General features: G+C 73.4%; 10 protein-coding genes. 2 read left to right on the forward strand and 8 right to left on the reverse strand.

The window, feature by feature from the left end; all coding sequences use genetic code 11:
* Nucleotides 1-62 precede the first annotated feature (62 nt).
* Nucleotides 63-1271, forward strand: coding sequence for a M28 family metallopeptidase (locus DSM104299_RS21575; RefSeq protein ID WP_272473724.1), 1209 nt, complete (start codon nucleotides 63-65; stop codon nucleotides 1269-1271).
* On the opposite strand, the gene DSM104299_RS21580 is transcribed toward DSM104299_RS21575, so the two are convergent.
* The 8 genes from DSM104299_RS21580 to rplM all read right to left on the reverse strand — a co-directional run bounded on the left by DSM104299_RS21580 (nucleotide 1268) and on the right by rplM (nucleotide 10911).
* The gene (locus DSM104299_RS21580) at nucleotides 1268-2671 is read right to left on the reverse strand and encodes a tRNA nucleotidyltransferase/poly(A) polymerase-related protein (protein ID WP_272473725.1); all 1404 of its coding nucleotides are present in this window, start codon (nucleotides 2669-2671) and stop codon (nucleotides 1268-1270) included. The two genes, DSM104299_RS21575 and DSM104299_RS21580, sit on opposite strands and share 4 nt — an antisense overlap.
* Nucleotides 2668-3807, reverse strand: coding sequence for an alanine racemase (alr, locus tag DSM104299_RS21585; RefSeq protein WP_272473726.1), 1140 nt, complete (start codon nucleotides 3805-3807; stop codon nucleotides 2668-2670). The genes DSM104299_RS21580 and alr overlap by 4 nt, the downstream gene beginning before the upstream one ends.
* 214 nt (nucleotides 3808-4021) lie before the next feature.
* Complete coding sequence (locus tag DSM104299_RS21590) at nucleotides 4022-5560, reverse strand: NAD(P)H-hydrate dehydratase (RefSeq protein WP_272473727.1); 1539 nt, start codon at nucleotides 5558-5560, stop codon at nucleotides 4022-4024.
* A complete protein-coding gene (locus DSM104299_RS21595; protein WP_272473728.1) occupies nucleotides 5557-5907 on the reverse strand; it encodes a holo-ACP synthase in 351 nt (116 codons plus the stop codon). Before DSM104299_RS21595 ends, DSM104299_RS21590 begins: the two co-directional genes overlap by 4 nt.
* A gap of 136 nt (nucleotides 5908-6043) precedes the next feature.
* Complete coding sequence (glmS, locus tag DSM104299_RS21600) at nucleotides 6044-7939, reverse strand: glutamine--fructose-6-phosphate transaminase (isomerizing) (protein WP_272473729.1); 1896 nt, start codon at nucleotides 7937-7939, stop codon at nucleotides 6044-6046.
* 286 nt (nucleotides 7940-8225) lie between these two features.
* Nucleotides 8226-9560, reverse strand: a complete 1335-nt coding sequence (gene glmM, locus DSM104299_RS21605) for a phosphoglucosamine mutase (protein WP_272473730.1) — start codon at nucleotides 9558-9560, stop codon at nucleotides 8226-8228.
* Between the two features lie 8 nt (nucleotides 9561-9568).
* Nucleotides 9569-10474, reverse strand: coding sequence for a 30S ribosomal protein S9 (rpsI, locus tag DSM104299_RS29470; RefSeq protein WP_349294471.1), 906 nt, complete (start codon nucleotides 10472-10474; stop codon nucleotides 9569-9571).
* 2 nt (nucleotides 10475-10476) lie between these two features.
* Nucleotides 10477-10911 (reverse strand): 50S ribosomal protein L13, encoded by a 435-nt coding sequence (rplM, locus tag DSM104299_RS21615; RefSeq protein WP_272473731.1) that lies wholly within the window; start codon nucleotides 10909-10911, stop codon nucleotides 10477-10479.
* A 377-nt stretch (nucleotides 10912-11288) separates the two neighbouring features.
* Here rplM and DSM104299_RS21620 point away from each other — a divergent pair, with 377 nt between their 5' ends.
* Nucleotides 11289-12959: a GspE/PulE family protein gene (locus DSM104299_RS21620; RefSeq protein ID WP_272473732.1), complete on the forward strand. Its 1671-nt coding sequence runs from the start codon at nucleotides 11289-11291 to the stop codon at nucleotides 12957-12959.
* Nucleotide 12960: the final 1 nt, after the last annotated feature.

The following is a 12960-nucleotide window of genomic DNA, read 5'->3' on the forward strand; positions in this document are numbered from 1 at the left end:
ATCCATCGCCGTTCAGGCGACGTTCAGCTGAGTTCGGGCGCGCACCGGTAGCCTGAGGGAGGATGACCGGTGTCGCCAGCACCCCGACCGAGGACGCCCTCTACGCCGACGTCACGGCGCTGTCCGGGCTCGACCGGCTGCCCTGCTCGCCGGGCGAGGCCGAGGCAGCGGAGTGGATCGCTGAGCGGCTGCGCGCGACCGGCGCGACGGTGAGCGTCGACGAGGAGCTCGTGCACGGCACGTACTTCACGCCGCTCGGCGTCCTCAACGGCGTGGCGGCCGCGGGCGGCCTCGCCGTGCTCGCGGGCCGGCGCTCGCTGGGCGGCGTCGTGGCGGCCGCGGCCGCCGCCGGGATCTGGCAGGACCTCACCGGTGGACCGCGCCGCGCATTGCGGCGGATCCTCAAGCGCCAGAAGACCACCAACGTGGTCGCGTCGATCGGGCCGCCGGACGCCGAGCACACGCTGGTCGTCCACGCCCATCACGACGCCGCGCGCACGAGCTTCATCTTCGACGACACGGTCGCCAAGTTCGTGATCGACCACCTGCCGTTCCTGATGAACGGCCGCGACCGCTGGCCGCCGCTGATGGGCCTGGTCTGGGGCGGCCCGTTCGCGATCGCGATCAGCTCGCTCACCGGCGGGCGCAAGACGGCGCTGGCCGGGACCGTGGCCGCCGCCGGCACCGCGGTCGTGATGGCGGACATGATCCGCCAGCCGGTCGTGCCGGGCGCCAACGACAACCTCAGCGGCGTCGCGGTCCTGCTCGAGGTCGCGCGCCGGCTGCGCGACGGCGGCGGGCCGCCCGAAGGCGTGCGCGTGATCCTGCTCAGCGCCGGCGCCGAGGAGGCCAACCAGGAGGGCATGCTCGCGTTCGCGCGCCGGCACTTCCCGTCGCTGTCGGTCGAGCGCACGTCGTTCCTGTGCCTCGACACCGTCGGCTCCCCCGACCTCGTGCTGATCGAGGGCGAGGGCTTCCTGAAGATGTTCGAGTACCCGTCGCACCTGAAGGAGCGCGTCGCGGCCGCCGCCCACGACGCGGGCGTCCGCCTGCGCCGCGGCATGCGCTTCACCTTCGCGACCGACGGCCTGGTGCCGCTGCGCCAGGGCTACGAGGTCGCCTCGATCGGCTCGATGACCGAGCACCTCATCCCCTCGAACTACCACTGGCCGACCGACACGGCCGACAACGTTGACTACTCCACGGTCGCCGACGCGGTCGCGATCGTCATGGCGACGATCGCGCGCAGCGCGAACGGCGAGACGCCCTAGATCAGCGTCCGAGCCAGCGCGACGGCCTCGTCCGCGGTCGTGATCGCGCCGGCGTAGCGGGCCTCGTCGAGCTGGGCGAGGAGGGCTCCGAGGGCGGGGCCGGGCTTCATGGAGAGCGCGCGCGCCAGCTCGTCGCCGCGGATCAGCGGCGGCTGTGCGGCCCAGGCGGCGTAGGCCAGCGCGGCGGGGAGGACCAGGCGCGCGACCGCGAGGTGCTTGGCGATCGCCTCGTCGGCCTTGCGGCCGCGGGTCGCCAGGCGGTCGGCGATCGACAGCAGCGAGACGTCGACCTCGACCGGCGCGGTCCGGACCAGGTACTGGTGGATGGTGCGGGGGTCCAGCGGCGCCTTGTGCACCAGGTAGCCGAGCCCCAGGTGATGGCGCGCCAGCAGCGCGACGTGCGCGCGCAGCTTCTCGGAGGCCTTCAGCCGTGCGAGCGCGGCGCGAGAGCGCTCGGCGCCGAGGTCGGCGTGGCCCGGGAAGCCGAGGACGCTGCCGTCCTCGTGGAAGGCCTGCGTCTCGGGCTTGGCCACATCGTGCAGGATCGCGCCGAAGCGCAGCGCGGTCCCGCGCGTCAGCTCGTCGGAGAACGGCTCGGCCAGGAACGCGAGCAGCGGCGCGTTGAGCGCGTCGTCGCCGATCGTCGCGCCCGGGTCGCGCTCCAGCGCCACGGTCTCGGCCAGCACCTCGAGCGTGTGGTCGTGGACGTCGAGGTGGTGGTAGCGGTTCTGCTCCACCCCGCGCAGCGCGCTCAGCTCGGGCAGGACGTGCTCGGTGAGCCCGAGCGCGTCCATCAGCGCAAGGCCATCAAGAACGCGATCGGCCGCGATCACGCGCTTGAGCTCGGCGAAGACCCGCTCGGCGGCGACGCCCACGATCTGCGGCGCGCGCTCCCTCGCCGCCGTGATGGTCGCGGGATCCGCCTGGAGCCCCAGCTCGCAGGCGAAGCGCGCCAGGCGCAGGACGCGCAGCGGGTCGTCGTCGAAGGACGCCGCGGCGACCATCCGCAGCCGCCCCTCCGCGAGGTCGGCCGCGCCGCCGAACGGGTCGATGACCTCGCCGCCCTCGGCAAGCGGCCGCGCCATCGCGTTGACCGTGAAGTCCCGCCGCGCCAGGTCCTCGTCCAGCGTCGCGCCCTGCAGCGGCGTCAGGTCGACCTGCCAGTCGCGGTCAGGTCCGATCACGCGCCAGGCGCCGAACGCGCCGGACAGCTCGAACACGGGCCCGCCGACCGCACGGGCCAGCGCCTTGGCCGCCGCGCGCGCGTCGCCGCCGGCGACCGCGACGTCCACGTCGGCGACCGGCCGCCCGAGCAGCGCGTCGCGCACGGCCCCGCCCACGATCCAGGCGGACTCCCCGGCCAGCGCCGAGCGGACCGCTTGGAGCGCGACCTCGCTCACGTCCCGGCGTCCGGCGTGCCCGCTCCGTCGCAGTGGTGCTCGCGCGCCACGCGCGCCGTCAGGGCGGTGGTGATCTCGTAGTTGATGGTGTCGATGGCGCGCGCGACGTCCTCGGCGGTGATCTGCTCGGCGCCCTGGGCGCCGATCAGCACGACGTCGTCGCCGAGCTTGGCGCCGAGGCCGGCAGCGCTCACGTCGAACGTGACGTTGTCCATCGACACGGTCCCGACCAGCGGGATCCGGCGGCCGTGCAGCAGCGCCTCGCCGGTGTTGCCCAGCGCCCGGCGCCAGCCGTCGCCGTAGCCGATCGGGACGGTCGCGATCAGCGTCTCGCGCGCCGCGACGAACCGCCGGCCGTAGCCCGCGCTGTCCCCTGCCTCCGCCGTCTTCAGCGCCGCCACGTAGGACGTCAGCTCCAGCGCCGGCTCCAAGTCGCGCTGCGCCGGGTCCTCGCCGAACGGATCGAGGCCGTAGATCGCGACGCCCGGCCGGACGAGGTCGAAGTGCGAGGCCGGGTCGCGCAGCAGCGCCGCGCTGTTGGCCGCGTGCAGCAGGACGCCGGGATGCGCGGCGCGCACCGGCTCGGCCCACGCCTTGAAGCGCGCGAGCTGCTCGCCGAAGAAGTGGTCGCCGCGCTCGTCGGCGGTGGCGAAGTGCGTCCAGGCGCCGGCGAGCTCCAGCGCGTCGGCGCCCGCCACGACCTCCACGACCGCGTCGGCCTCCGTCGCGTCGCGCGTTCCCAGCCGGCCCAGGCCGGAGTCGAGCTTGACGTGCACCCGCGCGGCGCGACCGGACGCCGCCATCGCCTCGGCCCGCGCGACGGTCCACACCGACACGTCGGCCCCCACGTCCAGCGCGACCGGCAGCTCCGCGTCGCTCAGCGCGCCGAAGACCAGGATCCGGACGGCGTCGTCGCCCAGGCCGGCGCGCAGGTCACGCGCCTCGCCCGCGGTCGCGACCGCCAGCCACGTCGCGCCGCCCCTCAGCGCGGCCCGCGCGCTCGGCACCATCCCGTGCCCGTAGCCGTCGGCCTTGACGACCGCGCAGACGGCGCTGCCGTTCGCCTCCCGGGCCAGCCGGGCGACGTTGCGCTCGATCGCGCACAGGTTCACGCGCGCCAGCGCGCGGACCGCCACCTAAGCCCCTTTGAACTGCGCGACGACGTCGGCCATGCCCGGCGGACTCTAGATGGTCGGTGCGGAACCGACCGTGGTCGTGCTCGCCCGACGGGCGGATGCCAGGCGTCGCACGACCCCGCAGGCGAGCCTGGGTGGATCGTCAAGGGTCGGGTGGCGGTCTGGCGCCGGCCGGCGGCCGAGCACGGCCGCGGGAGCTCCGCACCGGCCATCCTCATTCGAGGCGGCCCGCGCTCAGCGTGTGCGGCAGCTCGTCGACGACGTCGGAGGCGATGACGCCGTCGGGGCCGTCGAGGAGGACCGCGGCGCGGCGGCCGGCCTCGGCGTGCGTGAAGACCGCGGCGCAGGCGGCCTCGAAGGGCGCCATCCCGCGGGCCAGGAACGCGCCGAGGATGCCGGACAGGACGTCGCCGGTGCCGGCGGTCGCCAGCGCCGGCGAGCCGCCGCGGGAGATGCCGACGCGGCCCTCGGGCTCGGCCACGAGCGTGTCGTCGCCCTTGAGCACCACGATGCAGCCGGAGCGGCGCGCGGCGTCGCGGACGTGCTCCAGGCGCCGGGCGTTGACGGCGGCCGACTCGACCTTCAGCAGGCGCGCGAGCTCGCCGGCGTGCGGCGTCAGCACGGCGGGCTTGCCGCGACCGGCCAGCACCTCCAGCCGGCCCGCGTGCGCGTTGAGGCCGTCGGCGTCCAGGACGAGCGCGACGTCGGCCTCCCGCGCCACCCGGCGCGCGAAGGCCAGCGCGCCGTCGGACCGCCCGATCCCCGGCCCCAGGACGAGCGCGCCGCCGCGCTGCTGGGCGCGATCGACCACCTCGTCGGCGCCGGCCTCCACGTGCGCGCCCGCCTCGTCGGGCAGCGGCGCGGTCATGACCTCGGTGAGCTTGACCTCGAAGATGTCGTTCAACGACCCCGGGACGCACGCCGTCACGTAGCCCGCGCCGGCGCGCATCGCGGCCATCGACGCCAGCGACGGCGCGCCCGTCAGCCCGCGCGCGCCGCCCGCGACCAGCACGTGGCCGGACGCGAACTTCGTCGACTCCTGCCCGCGCCGCGGATAGGACGAGAGGATGCGCTCGCCGATCAGCCCGCACCACGGCGCGACCGGGTTGCCGTCGTGCGGGATCCCGATGTCGACGACCGCGACCCGCCCCGCCTGCGCCTTGCCCGGCAGGATCCACAGGCCCGGCAGCGCGGCGTGGAACGTCGCGGTCACGTCCGCGTGCACGGCGCCGGCCTCGACCGCGCCCGTCGCGGCATCGACCCCGCTCGGCACGTCGGCGGCCACGACAACGGCGAAATCCAGGGCGTTGATGGCCGCGATCGCTCCCGCGACCGGTTCCCGCGGCGTGCCGCTGAACCCCGTGCCGAGCATCGCGTCGACGACGACCGCGGCGCCGCGCAGCCCGTCCGCCGAGAACGCCGCGGGCGGGTCGCCGTCCAGCCGGTCGCGCATGACCGCCGCGTCCCCGCTGAGCTGCGCCGGATCCGACGTGTGCAGGACGCGCACCGCCCGCCCGGCGCCGCGCAGCAGCCGCGCGGCCGCGTAGCCGTCGCCGCCGTTGTTGCCGCCGCCGCACACGACGACGACGTCGCCGCCGGGCGCCGCCTCGGCCACCAGGCGCGCCAGTCCTTCGGCCGCGCGCTCCATCAGCGCGACGCCCGGGATCGCGAGCTCCTCGATCGCCCAGCGGTCGCTGGCCCGCAGCTGGTCGACGTCGAGCAGCGGCTCCAGGCCCTCCGGGAGGGACGTCATGTGCGCACGACCGCCACCGCGCCCGCCGTTCCCCGCGAGTGCGTCAGCGACACGTCGACGACGATCCCGCGTCCGGCCAGCGCGCCGTGCAGGACCACGCGCGGCGGGCCGCCCTCGGGCGTCGAGACGACCTCGATGTCCTGCCACGACCACGCCTCCAGCGCCAGCGCCTTGGCGACGGCCTCCTTGGCGCAGAACCGCGCGGCCAGGTGCTGCCCGGGCCGCGACCGCGCCGCGGCGTACTCACGCTCGGCCTCGGTGAACAGGCGCTCGGCGAGCGTCGGACGACGCGCCAGCGCCGCCTCCAACCGCTCGATCTCCAGCAAGTCCAGCCCGACTCCGCTCACGACATCGAGACTACTGCCGGCGCGTCTGCGCCCCGGATCGTCGTGGCTGACGCCGCCGGGCGAGCGCCGGCGGGCGCCAGCCCGTCAAGCCGGTCGGTGGCGTCAGGCGCGACGAGGCGGAGCGCAGACGCGCCGGCTATTCGACGGTGACGGTTTTGGCGAGATTGCGCGGCTGGTCCACGTTGAGGCCGCGTAGGCGCGCGATCTTGTAGGCCAGCACCTGCAGCGGGATGACGGCCAGCAGCGGCTGCAGCATCCAGTCCATCGCCGGGATCCGGATGACCTCCTCGGCGTGCTCCCCGATCTCGATGTTGCCCTCCGAGGCCACCGCGATGACGTGGGCGCCGCGGGCGCGAACCTCCTGGACGTTGGACACCACCTTGTCGAGGATCGGCGAGTCGGTCGCGATGCACACGACCGGCGTCGACTCGTCCAGCAGGGCGATCGGGCCGTGCTTCATCTCGCCGGCCGCGTAGGCGTCGGTCGGGATGTAGGAGATCTCCTTGAGCTTCAGCGCGCCCTCCAGGGCGACCGGCAGCCCGACGTGGCGACCCAAGTACAGGAAGAACTCACGCGAGTAGTGGCGCTGGGCGACCTCGTCGAGGTCCAGCCCCGCCAGCAGCGCGTCGATCTCGTGCGGGACGCGCTTGAGCTCGGACACCAGGCGCGTGCGGTCCTCGACGGCGAGCGTTCCGCGCAGCTCACCCAGGCGCAGGCCCAACATGTACATGACGGCGACCTGGCAGACGAAGGTCTTGGTCGCCGCGACGCCGATCTCCAGCCCCGCGCGGGTGAACAGGACGCCGTCGCTGTCGCGCGTGGCCTGCGACCCCATCACGTTGGTGATCGCGACGACGCGCGCGCCGCGGTCGCGGGCCAGGCGCATCGCGGCCAGCGTGTCGGCGGTCTCGCCCGACTGCGTGATGCCGATCACCAGGTCGCCGGGCCCGACCACCGGGTTGCGGTAGCGGTACTCGGAGGCGACGTCCATCTCGACCGGGATCCGCGCCCACTCCTCGATCGCGTAGCGGCCGATCAGGCCCGCGTGGTACGAGGTGCCGCAGGCGACGATGATGATGCGGTTGACGTCCTTGAGCAGCTCCTCGTCGAACGAGGCCTCCTCGGCGAGGTCGACGCCGTCGGCGCGCACCGTGCGGTCGGCGATCGTCTCGGCGATCGCGTCGGCCTGCTCGTGGATCTCCTTCAACATGAAGGTCTCGAAGCCGCCCTTCTCGGCGGTCTCCTCGTCCCAGTCGATCTCCACGACCTCGCGCTCGAGCTCGTCGCCCGCGGGCGTCAGGAACGTCGTGCCGTCCGGCGTGATGACGACCAGCTCGCCGTTCTCGATGTACTGGACCTTGCGCGTGTAGGCCAGGAAGGCCGGGATCGCGGAGGCCAGGAACGTCTCGCCCTCGCCGCGGCCCACGATCAGCGGGCACTCGCGGCGGGCGCCGACCAGGACGTCGGGTTCGTCCAGCGTCATCGCGACGAACGCGAAGTGGCCCTCGAGCTCGGCGTACGCGGCGCGCACGGCGTCGATCAGCGGGGTGGGTGGGGACGAGTTCTGGTGATGGGACACGAGGTGCGCGATGACCTCGGCGTCGGTCTCGCTCGTGAAGCGCGCGCCCATGTCGGCGAGCCTGTGCTTCAGGGCCAGGTAGTTCTCGACGATGCCGTTGACCACCACGTGCACGCGGTTGGTCGTGTCGAAGTGCGGGTGGGCGTTGGACTCGTTGACGCGCCCGTGCGTCGCCCAGCGCGTGTGGCCGATGCCCGTGGTGGGTGGGTGGGCCGTCATCGTCGCGACCGCGACGCCGCCGTCGGCCGCATCGGCCTCCGGTAGCGGGAGCGCGTCGATGGCCGCCTGCAGGTTGGCCAGGTTGCCGACGGCACGGACCGACTCGATAGCGCCCTCGGACGCGATGACGGAGATACCGGCGGAGTCGTAGCCGCGGTACTCGAGCTTCTGGAGGCCGGCGAGGAGGATCTCCTGGGCGGGCCGCTGGCCGACGTAGCCGACGATGCCACACATAGCCCTTCAGGATACCGAGCACTCCATACGCCACCCTGGCCTTCAGGGCAGGCTCCGCCAGCCCGATCAAGCGGTCGCGGAGGTCTCCCGGACGACCTCCACGAGGCGCGCGGCGACTGCGTCACGTCGTCGCCGAAGTGGCGACCACGACCTCCACGAGGCGCGCGGCGACTGCGTCACGTCGTCGCCGAAGTGGCGACCACGACCTCCACGAGGCGCGCGGCGACTGCGTCACGTCGTCGCCGAAGTGGCGACCACGACCTCCACGAGGCGCGCGGCGACTGCGTCACGTCGTCGCCGAAGTGGCGACCACGACCTCCACGAGGCGCGCGGCGACTGCGTCGGTCTCCTCGTGAGACGGCGCCTCGACCATGACGCGCACCAGCTGCTCGGTCCCGGACGGGCGCACGAGCACGCGGCCGCGGCCCTCCAGCGCCTCGCTCTCGCGCTCGATCGCGGCGGCCAGCCGGTCGCTGTGCATCGCCGCGTCGCGGTCGGCGACCGGGACGTTGACGAGCCGCTGCGGGATCTTCTTCATGCCCGCGCGCTGGGCCAGGTCGCCGCCGCGCAGCGCCTCGAGCGTCAGCAGCGCGGACGCGATCCCGTCGCCCGAGGGCACGAACCCCATGTCGATGATGTGGCCGGACTGCTCGCCGCCCAACGACCAGCCGCGCGTGCGCAGCTCCTCGAGGACGTAGCGGTCGCCGACCGACGTGATCGCGACCTCGACGCCCGCCTCGCGCATGCCGACGTGGAAGCCGTAGTTGGACATCACGGTCACCGCGACGCCGCCCTTGAGCCGGCCGCTCTCGCGCAGCGACAAGGCCGCGAGCGCGATCAGCTCGTCGCCGTCGACGACGACGCCGTCGCGGTCGACGGCCAGGACGCGGTCGCCGTCGCCGTCGAACCCGAAGCCGAGGTCGTGGCCGCCGGCGGTGATCGCGGCGATCAGCGCGTCGAGGTGCGTCGAGCCGCACGCGGCGTTGATGTTGCGGCCGTCGGGCTCGTCGGCCATGACCGTCACGCGCGCGCCGAGGCGGCGGAAGATCTCCGGCGCCGCCTGATAGGTCGCGCCGTTGGCGCAGTCCAGCACGACGTCGACGCCGGTCAGGTCCAGGTCGCCGAAACGCGTCTGAAGCTCGCGCAGGTAGTCCTCGAGCGTGCCGTGCAGGACGCGGACGCGGCCGATCGCGGTGCCGCCCGCGCCGTTGGCGGACGCGGCGTCTTCGTCCAGGCGCGCCTCGATCGCGGCCTCGGCCTCGTCGGAGAGCTTGAAGCCGTCCGGGCCGAAGAACTTGATGCCGTTGTCGGCGTACGGGTTGTGCGACGCCGAGATGACCGCGGCGAGGTCGAAGCCGTAGCGGCCGATGAGGAGCGGCGCGGCCGGGGTCGGCAGCACGCCGCCCAGCAGCACGTCGCCGCCGGCGGACGCGATCCCGGCCGCGAGCGCGGACTCCAGCATCTCGCCGGACTCGCGCGTGTCGCGGATGACGAGCACCTGCGGGCGCTCGGCGGGCGACTGGGCCGTGACGGCACGACCCAGCCGCAGGGCGAGGTCCGCGGTGAGGACCTCGCCGGCGACGCCGCGGACGCCGTCGGTTCCGAAGAGCCGGCGGGCCATCGCAGCGCCTAGCGCTTGCTGAACTGCGGCTTCTTACGCGCCTTCTTGAGGCCGGCCTTCTTGCGCTCCTTGGCACGGGCGTCGCGCGTCAGGAAGCCGCGACGCTTGAGCTCGGTGCGCAAGTTCGGGTCGGCCTCCAGCAGCGCGCGGGAGATGCCGTGGCGCAGCGCGCCCGCCTGGGCCGAGACGCCGCCGCCGTGCATGCGGGCGATGACGTCCATGCGGTCCTCGTAGCCCACCGTCTCCAGGGGCTGGCGGATCGTGCGCTGCAGGGTCGCGCGCGGGAAGAACTCGTCCAGCGTGCGGCCGTTGATCAGGTAGTTGCCGGTGCCCGGCTTGAGGATCACGCGGGCGATGGCCGTCTTGCGCTTGCCGGTCGCGCGGTAGCGCGCGTCGTCGGCGAGCTGGATCTGCGCCGTGATCGGCTGCTCCTCAACGACGTCCTCGTCGTCGGACGAAGCCTGGGGCTCCTCCGCGTCGGGATCCTCGTCCTCGGAGTAGCGCGGGCGGTCCTCGCCGTCGAGCACGATGTCGACCTCGAGGTCGGCGCCCGGGATCGCCGGCTTGACGCGCGGCGTCGTGGGCTGCTCCTCGTAGTCCTCGGCCTGCTCGGCGTCGGCGGTCGGGGCGGCGGGCGTGGCCGGCGCGGCGTCGGTAGCCGGGGCGGCGGCGGGCGCCGGAGCGGCGTCGACAGCCGGGGCGTCGGCCTCGGCCTGCGGGGCCTCCGGAGCGGCGGCGGCCTGCGGCGCGGCCGGGGCCTCCTCGGCGTCGGCCTGCGGCGCCTCGGCGGCCGCCGTCTCCTCGGCGGCCGGAGCCTCCGGGGTCGGCGTCTCGTCGGCCTGAGCCTCGGCGCCGGTGTCCGGCGTCGTGGGCTCCTGCTCGTCCTTCGGGTCCTGCGGCGTCTGGTCGGACATGCCTAAGAGTTGAGCTCCAGGGGCTGGGGCTGCTGCGCGGCGTGCGGATGCTCCGGGCCGGCGTAGACCTTCAGCTTCGTGATCTGCTTGCGGGCGAGGCGGTTGCGGGGCAGCATGCCCTTGACCGCGATCCGGATGACCTCTTCGGGGCGCCGCTCGAGCATCTCCTCCAGCGTGCGGGACTTGATCCCACCGGGGTAGCCGGAGTGGCGGTAGTAGCGCTTCTCTGCGCGCTTGTTTCCGCTCACCGAGATCTTCTCCGCGTTGACGACGATGACGAAGTCACCGGTGTCCACATGCGGGGTGTACTCGGGCTTGCGCTTGCCTCGCAGAGCGTCAGCGATCTGCGTCGCGAGCCGGCCAAGAGTCTGGCCGTTGGCATCGACGACGAGCCAGTTGCGCTCGCGGGTGGTGGAGTTGGCGACGTAGGTCTTCACGGCGTAAAGGAAGCCGCGTGACGGGGCACGCGGCGACGGACGATTGTAGGGAACCGGGCTCGATCGCGGCCTCTCCGGGGAGAGGGATCGAACCGCGGCGAGTCGCAGGGCGACCCGATCCAGCCCGCCGAGTCTAGCGACTCCGCGTCCGGGCGGCCGTGCGCCTGCTCTCGTCCGCGTGCCGACCAGGTCGAGTGGAACATCCGTCCAGGTGCTGGACTCGGATATGAGACCAGCCGACGTACCGGACTGTGTCGGTCCCTCCTCCCAGCACCAGCCATACGACGGCTCCTGCCGTCCCGCCGCTCCCCGAGCACGCGGCGGAGTCGGACATCCCCGGCCTGATGCCCCCGCTCTCGCGCGGTCGTTCCACGCGCTTGATCGGTCAGGTCGTGGTCGAGCTGGGCTTCGCCAAGGAGGCCGACGTCGAGCGTGCGGTCATGCACGCCCGCGAGTCGGGCCGCCTCACGGGCCGCGTGCTGATCGAGGACGGCGTCCTGACGCCGCAGCAGCTGGCCCGCGTGCTGGCCGAGCGGTTCGGCATCGAGCGGATCGACCTGACGATCTTCAAGATCGACAACGACCTCGCCCGCCTCGTCGACCCCGCGTTCGTGCGCCGCTACGACGCGATCCCCGTCGGCCAGGACGACGAGGGCCAACTCCTGCTCGCGATGGCCGACCCGGCCAACATGCTCGCGATCGACGACGTCACGATGATCACGGGCATGGCGGTGCGCCCGGTGGTCGCCGCATACGACGACATCCACCGCCTGAGCGTGCGGCTGGGCAACGACCTGCCGGACCTGTCGGCCGACGACGACGGCGACACGTCCTCCGAGGTCGACCTGTCGGTCCCGCAGTCCGAGGTCACCGACCTCGGCGCCGACGACCAGGCGCCGATCATCAAGCTGGTCAACTCGGTCCTCAAGCGCGCGATCCGCCGCGGCGCCTCGGACATCCACTTCGACCCGTCCTCCGAGGACATGCACGTGGTATTTCGCGTGGACGGGATGCTCGACTCCGCCGTCACGATCCCGCGCCGCATGTCGGTCGGCGTCGTGTCCCGGTTGAAGGTCATGTCCAACCTGGACATCGCCGAGCGCCGCACGCCGCAGGACGGCCGCGTGTCGCTGCTCATCGACGGCCACGAGATCGACCTGCGCATCGTCACGCTGCCGACGGTCTACGGCGAGGCGGTCGTCGCCCGCATCCTGGACTCCTCCTCGGCCCCGGTCGGGCTGGAGCAGATCGGGATGCTCGAGGCCGACCGCGTCAACGTCGAGGCCGCGATGGCGCGCCCGTACGGCGGCGTGCTCGTGACCGGCCCGACCGGCTCGGGCAAGTCCACCACCTTGTACTCGTGCCTCGCGCACGTCAACAACGGCACGCGCACGATCGTCACCGTCGAGGACCCGGTCGAGTACCGGATGGACGGCGTCAAGCAGATGGCCATCAACGCCAAGGCGAAGATGACGTTCGCCGGCGGCCTGAAGGCCATCATGCGCGCCGACCCGGACATCATCATGGTCGGCGAGATCCGCGACGGCGAGACCGCGCACATCGCGGTCGAGGCGGCGTTGACGGGCCACCTGGTCCTGAGCACGCTGCACACGCGCGACGCGCCCAACGCCGTGTCCCGGCTGCTGGACATGGGCGTCGAGCCCTTCCTGCTGTCGAGCGCGATCGACTGCGTCGTCGCCCAGCGGCTGGCGCGCAAGCTCTGCGACTCCTGCAAGAAGCCGGTCCGCGTCGAGGTCGACGTCATGCGCCACAACGGGTTCGACGTCGACGGCGACGTCGAGGTCTGCAAGCCCGGCGGCTGCGACCGCTGCAACCAGACCGGCTACCGCGGCCGGCTGGGCATCTTCGAGATCCTGCTGATGGACGAGGAGATCCGCTCGCTCGTCCTGCGCCGCGCGTCGGCCGACGAGATCGCGGCCGCCGCGGTGGCGAAGGGCATGAAGCGCCTGCGCGAGGACGGCCTGGACAAGGTCCGCCTCGGCCAGACCTCGCCCGAAGAAGTGCTGCGCGTCACCGCGTCGGGCTAGC

Source organism: Baekduia alba, from assembly GCF_028416635.1.
GTDB lineage: Bacteria > Actinomycetota > Thermoleophilia > Solirubrobacterales > Solirubrobacteraceae > Baekduia > Baekduia alba.